Here is a 14,064-nt window from a genome sequence, read left to right as displayed (position 1 = left end):
GAAATGGACCAAGCAAGCATGAACAACATCGAAGACATCTACTCCCTTTCGCCGACCCAGCACGGCCTGCTGTTTCACAGTGTCTTTGAACCGGACTCGCGGGTGTACTACCAGCAACTGACCCTGGAAATGAACGGCCCGCTGCAACTGGGCGCCTTTCGCGGGGCCTGGCAGGCGCTGATGCAACGCCACGCGGTGCTGCGCAGTGCGTTCCTGTGGGAAGAGCTGGACGATGCCTATCAGGTGGTGCAGCAGGACGTCGACCTGCCCCTGACCGAACTGGACTGGCAGGGCCGCGCCGACACGCAAGCGGCCCTGGAGCAACTGGGCCTGGAGCAACGGGCCCAACCGCTGGAACTGAACGAGTCGCCGCTGATGCGCGTGTGCCTGGTGCGCCTGGCGCCCGAGCGCTGGCACCTGATCTGGACCTTCCATCACATCCTCATGGACGGCTGGAGCGTCGGCATCGCGGTCCAGGAATGGCTGGCGCTGTACTACGAACAAGCCCACGGCCGCCCGGCCCACCTGGCAGCCACCCGCCCTTACCGCGACTACATCGCCTGGCTGGCGGAACAGGACATGGCCGTCACCGAACAGTTCTGGCGTGAACAGTTGCAGGACCTGAGCGAACCGACCCCACTGCCGTCCTTCGCCACCCGCCAGGCCGCGCCGTCGGGCGCGCCGTTCGCCGAGTGGGAAAGCCGCCTGGACTCAGGTGAAACCGAGCAACTGACCCAGTTCGCCCGGCGCCATGACCTGACCATCAACACCCTGATCCAAGGCGCCTGGGCGTTGTTGCTGGGCCAGCACGCCGGACGCGACGACGTGGTGTACGGCGTCACGGTCGCCGGCCGGCCGGAGAACCTGGCAGCGGTGGACAGCACCGTCGGGCTGTTCATCAACACCCTGCCGCTGCGGGTGCAGTGGGCCGAGAGCCCGACGCTGGTGGACTGGCTGCAACAGTTGCAGCACGCCAACAGCGACCTGCGCCACCACGCCTACCTGCCGTTGGGCAAACTCAAGGCGATGACCCGCATTGCCGCCGAGCAGGCGTTGTTCGACTCGATCCTGGTGTTCGAGAACTTCCCGGTGACCGATGCCCTCAACCAGGACACCGGTGGCTTGAGCTTCAGCGCCCCGGCCAACGACCAGCAGGTCGACGGCCTCACCCTCACCCAGGGCCGCAACCACTTCCCGTTGTCGCTGATCGTGATGCCGGACACCCAACTGCACTACCTGATCAGCTACGACCGCAGCCGCTTCAGCGACGCCGAAGTCGCGGTGTTGTCCACGCAGTTGCGCGCGATCCTGCTGGCGATGACCAGCCAAGCCCAATGCCAGGTCAACCGCCTGGAATGGCTGGACGCCGAAGAACGCCAGCAATTGTTGGCGCAAGGCCGTGGCGCGCAACTGCCCGTGCCCCTCGAATGCCTGCACCAGCGCTTCGAACAGCAGGCTGCCCGTTGCCCCGAGCACCTGGCGGTTCGCGATCACCAGGTCGCATTGACCTACCGTGAACTCGATCAGCAGGCCAACCGCCTCGCCCACTGCCTGCGCGCCCAAGGCATCGACCAGGGCAGCGTGGTCGCACTGGCCTTCGAGCGCAGCGCCGATTTCGTGATCGCCCTGCTCGCCACCCTCAAGGCCGGCGCGGCGTACCTGCCCTTGGATATCAAGCAACCCGCCGGGCGTCTGGTCGACGTGCTGGTGGACAGCCGCGCGGCGCTGCTGCTTGGCGCCACACCGTCGCCCTTGCTCAAGCAACTGGCCGAACATACCCAGGCGTTGTGGCTGGCGGAACAGGCCGACACCCTCGCCCGTCAACCCGACACGCCACCGGCCGTGGCCCACAGCCCGACCGATGCGGCCTACGTGATCTACACCTCGGGTTCCACCGGCACGCCGAAAGGCGTGGTGGTCGAGCACCGCGCCATTGTCGACTACCTCACGGCGGTGCACGCCGTGCTCAACCCGCCGTCGGCCGCCACCTACGGCTTGCTGTCGAGCATTGCCGCCGACCTCGGCCACACCCAGCTGTTCGGTGCCCTGTGCAGCGGCGCCAGCCTGTTGTTGGTGGACGAGGACAGCGGTTTCAGCCCGCTGGCCCTGGCCGAGCTCTTCGACCGGCACCCGGTGGATGTGCTGAAGATCACCCCAAGCCACCTCGCCGGCCTGTTGCAGGCGCTGCCCGATGCGCGGCTGTTGCCGCGCTCGCTGCTGGTCTTCGGCGGTGACGCCCTCAGCCCGGCGCTCCTGGAGCAGGTGAATCACCTGGCGCCGGGGCTGAGGGTGTTCAACCACTACGGCCCGAGCGAAGCGACGGTCGGCGCGATTGCCACCGAACTGACCCCAGGCCTGCGCAGCATTGCCCTCGGCCGACCGCTGCCCAACCGCCACTTGCAAGTGGTCGATGGCGACGGTCGCCTGACCGCCACCGGCGTCAGCGGTGAGCTGCTGATCAGCGGCGCCCTGGCCCGGGGTTACCTGCACCGCGACGACCTCACCGCCGAACGTTTCCACCTGGATGCGCAACAGCAGCGCTGGTATCGCACCGGTGACCGCGTGCGCTGGCAAGTGGACGGCCAACTGGCGTTCCTCGGCCGCGTCGACAGCCAGGTGAAGATTCGCGGCAACCGCCTGGAGCTGGGGGAAGTCGAGGCACAGATCAAGCGCCTGTCGCCGCTGATCGAGCAGGCCCTGGTGCGTGCCGTGGAACTGGACGGCACCCTGCGCCTGGTGGCCTGGCTGGTCGCCAGCCAATCGCTGTCCGCCACTAAGCTGCGCAACGACCTCAGTGCCCGCGTGCCGGACTACATGGTCCCGGCGCACTTCATCACCCTCGATGAACTGCCCCTCACCCGCAACGGCAAGGTCGACGTCCAACGCCTGCCGACCCCGCAAAAGCCTACCGAAGACAGCGCCAGCCACGTGGCCCCGCGCAACGACGTCGAGGCGCTGCTGGCCGAGATCTGGCAGGACGTCCTGAAGCTGGAACGGGTCAGCGTGCACGACAACTTCTTCGCCCTTGGCGGCGACTCGATCATCAACCTGCAGATCATCGCCCGCGCCAACCAACAAGGGCTGAAACTCACCCCGCGTCAACTGTTCGAGAACCGCACCATCGCTGACATCGCCCGGGTACTGGGTGCCGACGCCAGCCAGGGAATGACGGACAACCTCGCCGAAGGCTACGAACTGCCCCTGGGCGCCGGCCAACGGGCCCGCCTGGAACAGGGGCCGCTGGACGCCACCTGGCGCTGCGTGGCGCTGGCCCAGGCCCTTGACAGCGAATTGCTGGGCCAGGCGATCAGTGCGTTGCAGCAACACCACCAGGCTTTGCGTCTGGCGCTCAAGGCCCTGCCCGAAGGCCAATGGCAACAACGGGTGCTGGGCGCGGCCAAGGCGTCGGTCATCGGCAGCGAAACCCTGGCCGCCTGCACGCCGGTGCAGTTGCAGCGCCTGGCCCAGGCCGGTGTCGATGCCCTGGAGCTGGACGCCGGCCAGACCTTGCATGCCCGACTGCTGGACGTGGCCGGCAAGCCATTCTTGCTGTTGGCCGCTCACCCACTGAGCGTCGACGAAGCCTCTTGGTCACTGCTGCTGAGCGACCTCAACCTGGCGCTGGCGCAACTGCGCTATCAACGGCCGGTGCGCCTGTCCTATGGTGGCGGCGACTTCACCCAGTGGACCCGGCACCAGCAGGACCACGCCCAAGGGGATGCCCTGGACGAGGCCTGGGAGCACTGGCTGCAATACGCCGGTGCCGATACCCTGCAACTGCCTGCTAGCCAGGCATCGGCCGACCTGGTCGAACAGGCGCTGCCGGCCAGCCTCTCCAGCGACCTCAAGCGCGTGGCCCAAGTGCTGCAACTGGACTGGAACAGCCTGTTGGCCGCTGCCGTGGCCGAACAGTGCCGTGAGCACGGCGGCGCCGGCCTGCTGGCGCTGAGCGTACAGGGTGGGCGCCCCGCCGCCGAACGCTTGCCCGTCAATGCGCCGATTGCCGTGGCCGACCTGGAACCGGCCCGCATCCTCGGCCCGTTGGACCTGGCGGTGCCGTACTTCCTCCAGGCCGAAGGCGACAACCTGCTGCAACGCGTGCAGGCGCTGGCCGCGCAGTGGCGGGCCTACCCGCAGCACGGCGTCGACTACGGTGCCCTGCGCTACCTGTCGGACAACGCGTACCTGCAAGAACCCCTGCGTGACCTGCCGCCGGCAGCCGTCGCCATTCGCTGGCAGGGCAACCGCGACAGTCACCGCGAAGCACACGGCATCCTGGCCCAGATCGAGGCTGCGAGCCCATTGCCGGCAACGAGCTGCCCGCTGACCCTGGACGCCTGGTGGCAGGACGGTTGCCTGCACGTGCGCTGCCAGGGTGCCCTCGCCGCCACCTGGGCGCCGCAGCTCGTGCAACGCTTGGGCGAACTGGCCGGGCTGATCAACGCCGCCGACCTGCGCCCCGCCAGCCAGGCCTTCCCGCTGTGCCACAAGCAAGCGGCGACCCTGGCGGCCGAGCCGCTGGACTGGCTGAACATCGAAGACGTCTACCCGCTGTCGTCGATGCAACAGGGCATGCTGCTGCACACCCTGCTGCAACCCCACAGCGGGATCTACCTGATGCAACAGCGCTACAGCTGGGACGGCGTGTTGCAACGCCCGGCGATGGAAGCGGCTTGGCAACTGTTCCTGCAACGCCACCCGATGATGCGCACCGCATTCTGGTGGCAGGACGACCACGAACCGCTGCAATGCGTCTACCGCCAGACCCATGCGGCGTTCGACTGGCAGGACCTGCGCCATCTCGATGCCGAGCAGCAACGCCTGGCGATGGACCAGGCCCTGGAAACCCAGCGTCTGCAAGGCTTCGACATGGCGTGTGCGCCCCTGACCCACCTGCGGGTATTCCAACTGGATGAGCGTCGCTTCGCCGTGGTGCGCAGCTTCCACCACATCCTCACCGACGCCTGGTGCTTCGGCCTGCTGATGGAAGACCTGCTGGCGATCTACCAAGCCATCGTGCGCGAGGAGCCGGTAGCCCGTCCGCGCCTGCGTTCGTTCCGTGGCTACATGAGCTGGCTGGAGCGCCATGACATGGCCGCCGCCCACGCTTTCTGGCAGGCGCAGATGGCCGGTTTCAGCGAACCGACGCCACTGCACGTGGACAGCCCCGTGGCGCGCCCCGAACAGGCGCCGGAACAGGTGGGTGACTTCGACCAGACCCTGAGCATCGCCCAGACCCAACGTTTGCAGCAGCTGTGCCAGCAATACCAACTGACGCCGAACACCTGGATCCAGGGTGCCTGGGCGCTGTTGCTGTCGCGCTACAGCGGCAACCGCGACGTGCTGTTTGGCGTCACCGTGGCCGGTCGTCCCACCGACCTTGCCGGCGTCGAGGAAATGGTCGGGCTGTTCATCAACAGCCTGCCGCTGCGGGTGGACGTCGACCCGCAAGCGCCGGTCGCCGACTGGCTGCAAGCGCTGCTGTCGCACAACGCGCAATTGCGCGAGCACGAAAGCGCGTCGCTGGTGGACATCCAGCGTTGCAGCGAAGTACCCCGCGGCCAGCAACTGTTCGACAGCCTGGTGGTGTTCGAGAACGCCCCGCTGGACATCAGCAGCGTGCAACTGGATGCCTTCAGCATCGACATCTATGAAGACCGGGTGCACACCAACTTCCCGATGACCGTGGTGCTCTACCCCGGCGATCGCCTGGGCATTCGCCTGTCCTATGACAGCCAGCGCTTCACCACCGACACCGTGCAGCGCATGCTCGGCCATCTGGTGCAATTGCTTTCCAGCATGCTCGACCAGCCACAGGCACCGCTGGGCAGCTTGCAGATGCTCCCCGAAGCGGAGCGCCGTCACTTGCAGGTCGAGTGCAACCCAAGCACCGTCGACTTCCCGCTGGAGCGTGGCTATGCCTCGCTGTTCGCCGACCAGGTCCGTCGCCGCCCGCAGCACATCGCCGCGGTCTGCCAGGACCAATCGCTGACCTACGCCGAACTGGACCGCCGCACCAACGCCATCGCCCACGCGCTGCAACAGGCTGGCGCCGGCCCGGAAACCCTGGTGGCGCTGTTTGCCGAGCGTGGCCTGGCCCTGCTGACGATGATGATCGCCACACTCAAGGCCGGCGCCGCGTTCCAGGCCCTCGACATCCAGCAGCCGCCGGCCCGCCTGGCGGAGCTGCTGGACCTCGGCGAAGCCCCGCTGCTGCTGGTGTGCGACAGCGCCAGCGCGACCCTGGACAACGTCCTGCCACAACTGCGTCGGCAACCCACCTGCCTGATCGCCCAGGCGCTCTGGCAAGGCAGCGAGGCACCGGCGGTCACCTATGTCCACGACCCCGACCAACTGGCCTACGTGATCTTCACCTCGGGCTCCACCGGCACACCGAAAGGGGTCATGGTCGAGCAACGCGGGATGCTCAACAACATGTTCGGCAAGGTCCCGAGCCTGGGCCTGGGCGAGCACGACCGGATTGCCCAGACCGCGTCGGCGGCGTTCGATATCTGCGTGTGGCAGTTCCTCGCCGCACCGCTGTTCGGCGCCACCGTGCAGATTCTTCCCGACACCCAGGCCCATGACCCGGTGGCCCTGCTCGACGCCGTCCAGGCGCACGGGCTGACGCTTCTGGAAACCGTGCCGGCGCTGATCCGCGGCATGCTCCAGGAAAGCCAGGCGCACCATACCCTGGCAAGCCTGCGCTGGTTGCTGCCCACCGGTGAAGCCTTGCCACCGGCCCTGGCGCGGGACTGGTTCGCACGCTTCCCGACCATCGCCCTGATGAACGCCTACGGCCCGGCGGAATGCTCGGACGATGTGGCCTTCCACCCAATCACCCAAGCCCCGGCCGACGACTGCCTGCACATGCCTATCGGCAAACCCACCGCCAACAACCAGGTGTTCGTGCTCGATTCAGCACTGCGCATGGTGCCCATCGGTGTTCCCGGTGAATTGTGCATCGGTGGCGTCGGCGTGGGGCGCGGTTACCTGCGCGACCCACAGCGCACCCGCGAAGCCTTCGTCCCGCACCCGTTCCAGGCGGATGCGCGGCTGTACCGCAGCGGTGACATCGGCCGGCTGCGCGCCGATGGCGTGCTCGAATACCTCGGCCGCCGCGATCAGCAAGTGAAGATCCGCGGCCACCGGATCGAACTCGGCGAGATCGAAAACCGCCTGATGCAACACCCGGCAGTGAACAGCGCGGCCGTCCTGGCGCTGCCCGACACCCGGGGAGCCCTGCAACTGGTCGCCTGGTACGTGCTGGACAGCACCGCCGACCTGGGCGACGAGCCCGCGCCACAGGTGCTGGCCGCTTACCTGGGCGCGCAACTGGCGAGCTACATGGTGCCGGCGCGCTGGCTGGCGCTGGAACAATTGCCGCTGAACGCCAACGGCAAGGTCGACCGCCGCGCCCTCGCCGCCCGCGGTGTGCCCCAGGCCGAGACCAACGAAGCATTGTGCGTGGCCCCGCGCACCGAAACCGAACAGGTCCTGGCGCAACTGTGGCAGGAGATTCTCGGCCTGGACACGGTCGGCGTGCACGACGACTTCTTCGCCATCGGCGGTCACTCGCTGTTGGCGACCCAGGTGCTGTCGCGGATTCGTCGACGCCTGAACGTGAACCTGCCGCTGCGCACGCTGTTCGAGCGCGGCACCCTGGAGCAGTTGGCCGCCGCGGTGGACCGCCAGCGCGAGGCCCCGGTCGAGTCCGCGGGCGACAGCGACATCGCCCTGGCGCCACGGCACCAGCCGTTGCCGTTGTCGTTCAGCCAGCAACGCTTGTGGTTCCTCGATCGTTTCGAAGGCCCGAGCGCCGCCTACAACATGAGCAGCGTGGTGCGGCTGCGCGGTGCGCTGGACATCCCGGCGCTGCAAGCGGCGTTGCAAACCGTGCTGGAGCGCCATGAATCACTGCGCACCGCCTTCCAGCTCAACGGCGACCAGCCTTGCCAAGTGATCAGCCCGGCCCCCGTGGTCGACCTGACGCCGACCGAGCTGGCCCCGCTCGACGGCGAGCAGCAAGCGCACACCCTGCAACGCCTGATCGACGAGCAGGCCGGCACCCCATTCGACCTGCAACAGGCGCCGATGCTGCGCGCACGGTTGCTGCGCCTGGGCGCGGACGATCACGTGCTGCAACTGGTGCTGCACCACATCGCCACCGACGCCTGGTCCATGGGCATCCTGGTGCAGGAGCTGATCACCGGCTACCAGGCCTACACCCGTGGTGCGACCCCGGACTTGCCGGTGTTGCCGGTGTTGCCGGTCCAGTACGCCGACTACGCCTACTGGCAACGCAGCGAAGCGCAGCAACGCCAACTGGCGCGGGCCATCGACTACTGGCGCCGCCAACTGGACGGTGCACCGACGCTGATCCCGCTGCCGCTCGACTACCCGCGCCCGGCGCGTCCCGACTACCAGGGCGCGGCCCTGGAGCAACGGTTCAGCCCGGCCCAGGCGCAGGTGCTCAAGGCCTATGCGCAACAGCAGCGAGCGACGCTGTTCATGGTCCTGCTGAACGCCTTCAACAGCCTGATGCAGCGCGCCACCGGGGCCAACGACTTCATCGTCGGCACCGACCTGGCCAACCGCGAACACCCGGCGCTGGAACACCTCATCGGCTTCTTCGTCAACGTGCTGCCAATCCGCGCACGCCTGAGCGAAGGCGAAGGGTTCGACGAGCGCCTGCAACGCCTGCGTGAAGACTGCCTGTCAGCCTTCCAGCACCAGCAGGTGCCGTTCGACAAACTGGTCGAGGAACTGCAACCGCCCCGTACGCCAGGGGTGAACCCGCTGGTCCAGGTGCTGTTCGTCATGCAGAACACGCCCACCGGCAATGCCAGCCTGGCCGATCTTGCGGTGGAGCACCTGGCGCCGCGCCAGGAAAGCAGCAAGTTCGACCTCGCCGTGTTTGTCGAGGAAGACGAAGCCCAAGGCCTGAATGTGCGTTGGGTGTACCGCACCGGCGTGCTGCAGGAAGCGACCGTCAAGCGCCTCGAACAGGGCTTCGAAAGCCTGGTGGAGCGGATCGCCTCGGCTTCCGGGCAAGCACTGGACGATTGGTCCTGGCGCTTGGCGCACCCTCAGGACAGCAGCGCGCCGGCCCAGCCTGAAGCACCGGCCGACGACGCGACGGCACGCAGCGCGCGCAAGCTGTCCAAGCTGAGCAAGCTCAAGCAGACCCGGGCCACCGCCGTCAGCCAGTTGGCCCACGAACAGGTGCGCACCCGCACGCTGATCGCCGGGCAGCCCCTGCCGCTGGTCATCGAACCGCTGCTGGGCGACCTCGACCCGGCGCACTGGGCGCTGCAAGCCCGGGCATGGATCAACGAGCAATTGCGCACCCACGGCGGGCTGCTGTTCCGCGGCTTCAACCTGCCGGACGCCGCCGCTTTCGAGCAGTTCGCCCAGGCCATCGAACCGGACCTCTACGGGACCTACGGTGACCTGCCGAAGAACACCTCCGGCAAGAACATCTACCACTCCACGCCGTACCCGGAACAACACATGATTCTCTTCCACAACGAGAGCTCGCACCTGCCGCAGTGGCCGCGCAAGCAGTGGTTCTATTGCGAAACACCTTCGCCGGTGGGCGGCTGCACGCCGATCGTCGATTGCCGCCAGGTGCTGGCGCGCCTGCCGGACGACATCGTTGCCCGCTTGAAGAGCCAGGGCCTGCTCTACGTGCGCCACTTCACCGACAAGCTGGACGTGCGCTGGCAGGACTTCTTCAAGACCCAACAGCGCGAGGAAGTCGAGCGCCAATGCCAGGCATCGGGCATGCGCTGGGAATGGCTGGGGGCCGATAACCTGCGCATCGCCCAGCACTGCCCGGCCATTGTCGAGCATCCCGAGACCGGCGAGCTGTCGTTCTTCAACCAGGTGCAATTGCACCACACCGCCTGCCTGGAGCCTGAAGTGCGCAGCAACCTGATCAATCTGTTCGGCCCGCAACACCTGCCGCGCAACGTCTATTACGGCGACGGCAGCGTGATCGAAGACGCGGTGATGGACGTGATCGGTGCGGCGTACGAAGACTGCGCCGTGCGGTTCGCCTGGCAAAAAGGTGACATGGTGATGCTCGACAACATGCTGGTGGCCCACGCCCGCGACCCGTTCGAAGGCGAGCGCAAGATCTGTGTCGCCATGGGCCAGATGATGCGTCGTGACCAATTGAAGGGGGCTTTGCCCGACGTGCCGCCGCAGCCGGCGGCGGAGGTGCAGGCATGAGCGCCTACGAAAAGCGTGAAGAAGCGTTCGCCCTCTCGCCACAGCAACGCAGCCAGTGGCTGGGCGGTTTGCCGTCGGCGCGCCTGGAGCTGGAGATCAGCGGCGCGCTGGCCCTGGAGCGCGTGCAGCAACGGCTCGCCGCGCTGAGCGCCTGCCACGAAGCGCTACGCCTGCGGGTACGGCCCGAGCCGGGCCTGTTGCTGCCGTTGCAGGTGGTGGAGTCGGCCGTCACCGCACACGACGCCATCCGTGTCGAGGTGCAATCGGTGGGGGCCGATCGGCATCGGCTCAGCCTGCAACTGCCAGCCCTGGGCGCGGACCGCGGGACCTTGCTGCGCCTGGCCCAGGCCTTGGCTTGCGCGCAGGCGCCGACGGTCGACGACGAAGCCATGACCTACACCCAATACAGCGCCTGGCTCTACGAATTGCAGGCCGACGAAGACGCCGAGCATGGCCGGCGTTTCTGGGCCACCCAGGCGGTGGACCCAGCGGCCACCGGCGAGCTGTTCTACCGCCAGGTGCGCAGCGACCGCGCCGCCACCCCGGTGACCACTCGCCTGCTCGCCAGCCCGCTGTTGAACGCGGCCCTGGACAGCTTTTGCCAGCGCCACGATGCATCTGCCGAGCAGGTGCTGATGACCGCCTGGGCCGTGTTGCTGCAACGCTTGAGCAGCGGCGACAGCCCGGCCCTGACCTTGAACTGGGTCCATGATTGCCGCGACGACTACGAAGAACTCGCCGACTGCTGGGGCCTGTTCGCCAAGCCCCTGCCCCTGCGCTGGCAACCGGCCCCCGAGAGCTCGTTCGCCCAGGCCCTGGCACACCTGCAAAACCTCTGCGAGCAAGCCACCGAATGGCAGGAATACTGCGGCGTCAGCACCGCCCAGGCAGTCGAAGCGTCGCACTACGGCTTCCAGTGGGGCGCGCAACTGCCCGAGCGGCTCGACGTCCTGGGCAGCAGCGCCTCGACGCTCACGGTACTGGACGCCCACGCCATCCCGACAGGCATGGAGCTGCTGTTGGTGGCTGAAACGACGGGCAGTGGTTATCGCCTGAGCCTGTCTCACCTGCCGAACCGCTACAGCGAACAGGCCGCCGCGATGCTGCTGGAACAGCTGCAGTCGCTGCTGCTCGATGCCCTCGCCAACCCTGCCACGCCGCTGTCGGCGCTGTCGTTGCAGGCCCCGAGCTTCGCCGCAACGCTGGCGGCGCTACAGGGCCCACTCGACAGCGCAGCGGTGTTGGCCAGCGTACCGGCGCGCTTCAGCGCCTGCGCCAGCCAATACCCTCTTCACGTGGCCCTGCGCGACCACCATGGGCATCTGGACTACGCCGAGCTGGACGCACGCAGCAACCAGCTGGCGCATTACCTGCGGGCCCAGGGTATCGGTCGCGAAGACCGCGTGGCGCTGTACCTGGATCGCTCGGCGCCGATGGTGCTGGCGATGCTCGCCGTGCTGAAAAGCGGTGCCGCGTTCGTGCCGCTGGACGTGCATCAACCCGCCCAACGCTCCCTGGCCATCCTGCAACAGGCGCGACCGGCGTTCATCCTCAGCGGCGCGGCGGGCCCGGCACCCGCCCTGCCCGCCGTCGCCAGCCTCGATTTGCGCGAGGAAACGCTCTGGCAGCAAGGTCCGAGCCACGCACCGGAGCACGAGGTCCAGCCCGCAGACGCCGCCTACGTGCTGTTCACTTCCGGCAGCACCGGCACGCCCAAAGGCGTCATCGTCGAGCACCGCCAGCTTGCCAGCTACGTCGCCAGTGTCTCCCGGCGCCTGTCACTGGCGGCCGGCGAGCGCAGCGCGGTGGTCACCTCGCTGGCCGCCGACCTGGGCTACACCTTGCTGTTCCCGGCGCTGCTCAGCGGCGGTGAACTGCACCTGCTGGACAAGGAAACCGCCATGGATGCCCAGGCCTGGGCCACGTGGCAGGCGCAGCATCCGGTCGATCACTTGAAGGTCGTACCGTCGTTGCTCGACGCCTGGCTGATTCACGCCCAAAGCGCCGCCGTGCTGCCGCGCAAGCAACTGATCCTCGGCGGTGAAAACTGCTCGCCCCGCTTGCTGCGCAGCGTTCGCGAACACGCGCCGGCCCTGACGATCTTCAACCATTACGGCCCCACCGAAACCACGGTCGGGGTGGTGATGCACCAGCTCGAACCGGCCGTGGACTATCGCCGCCTGCCCCTCGGCGACCGTCTCGACGGCATGCGCCTGCACCTGCTGGACGAGCAACTGGCGCCCGTCGCCCCCGGCCAGAGTGCCGAGCTGTACATCGCCGGCCCGCAATTGGCGCGGGGTTACCTGGACGCACAACAGGACGCCGGACGGTTCATCGAGCCGGCGCAAGGGCCCGGCGAGCGCCTGTATCGCACCGGCGACGTGGCGCGCTACCTCCACGACGGCAGCCTGGAGATCGCCGGGCGTGCGGACCGCCAGGTGAAGATCCGCGGCTTTCGCGTGGAACTCGACGAGATACAGGCCCAACTGGCCGGCCTGCCCGGTGTGGCCCAAGCGGCGGTGGAGTGCATTCCCCGTGGCGAACTCGGCCAGCAATTGTTCGCCTTCATGACCCTGGCACCCGGGCATTCGACCAGCGTCGCGCGCTTGCACGGCCAGGCCCAGGATTGCCTGCCGGACTACATGCTGCCGACCCTGCGGATCGTCGAAGCGTTGCCGCTGATGGGCAACGGCAAGCTCGACCGCAAGACTTTGCAGCAATGGGCCGACAAAGTGCTCGACACGGTCGGCAGTGCCTTGCCGCGCACACCGCTGGAGGCCCTGCTCGCCGAGGTCTGGGCACAGGTCCTGGGCCTGGAGCGGGTGGGCATCGACGATAACTTCTTCGAGCTGGGCGGCCATTCCCTGGCGGCGGTAACGCTGGCCAGCCGCTTGCAGACCGCCCTGTCGGCGCCAGTGACCGTCAACGCCGTGTTCAACGCGCCCAGCGTCTCGGCGTTCGCGGCGCTGGTGCAGGCCGAGTTGAAACTGTCGCCGCTGGTCAGGCTGTCGCCGCCCGGCGTCGAAGCGGCCAACCTGTTCTGCTTCCACCCGTCCACCGGCCATGTGCAGGACTACCGCGCGCTGTTGACGCCGTTGCAGGCCTGGAACCTCTGGGGCTTGCAGGCGGCCTACCTGGCCGAGGACAGCACGGCGCTGGGAGGCGACATCGAGAGCCTCGCCGCGCTCTACGTCGAACACCTGCGCCAACAGCAACCCCACGGGCCTTATCACCTGCTGGGCTTCTCCCTCGGTGGACTGCTGGCGATCGCCGCGGCGGCGCGCCTGGAAAGCCTGGGCGAACAGGTCGCCTTCCTGGGCATCATCGACTCGCAATACCAGCACCAGGCGCCGGAGGACAGCGTCCAAGCGCTGCTGGAATCGGCGGTCGAGGCCTTGACCCCCGACAGCCAGGCGCTGATGCGCCAATTGCCGGCGCCGCTGATGAGCGCGTTGACCGCGCAACTGGATGCCCTGCCCCCGGCGGCGAGACTGCCGGAACTGGTGCAGTGGGCGCGCCAGCAAGGCTTGCAACTCGATGGCGACAGCTGGGAACATTTGCAGACGCGGCTGCGCTACCAGCAGCATACCCAGCACTTGCTGGCCAGCTTCAAGCCGGCCCGGCTGAGCTGCCCGGTGCATGTCTGGTGGGCCAGCGACACCCTGGCCCAGGCTGACTTTGCCGATCCACACTGGGAACGCCTGAGCAGCGGTTCGCTGACCCGCGACGTCATCCCGGCACAGCACCTCACTGTCCTCGAACAGCCCGCCTTCCAGCAGCAACTGGCGGCGCGTCTCGAGGCCCTTGCGACACACGGAGCGGTTTGAA

2 protein-coding genes are annotated in these 14,064 nt (G+C 67.7%); both read left to right on the top strand.

The features are described from left to right. The first annotated feature begins 18 nt into the window (after nt 1-18). Entirely contained in the window at nt 19-10,236 is a 10,218-nt protein-coding gene (locus V5F23_RS11215) for an amino acid adenylation domain-containing protein (protein WP_338498406.1), read from the top strand. Beyond that, nucleotides 10,233-14,063 carry a non-ribosomal peptide synthetase gene (locus V5F23_RS11210; protein ID WP_042729811.1) on the top strand — a complete coding sequence of 1,277 codons (3,831 nt, stop codon included), beginning with the start codon at nt 10,233-10,235 and terminating at the stop codon, nt 14,061-14,063. Before V5F23_RS11215 ends, V5F23_RS11210 begins: the two co-directional genes overlap by 4 nt. Nucleotide 14,064 lies beyond the last annotated feature (1 nt).

The sequence above is a fragment of the Pseudomonas sp. WP18 genome, assembly GCF_036689585.1.
In the GTDB taxonomy this organism is placed as follows: Bacteria; Pseudomonadota; Gammaproteobacteria; order Pseudomonadales; family Pseudomonadaceae; genus Aquipseudomonas; species Aquipseudomonas chlororaphis_E.
Note: the sequence above shows the minus strand (reverse complement) of the source record. Positions and strands in the feature narration are given on the sequence as shown.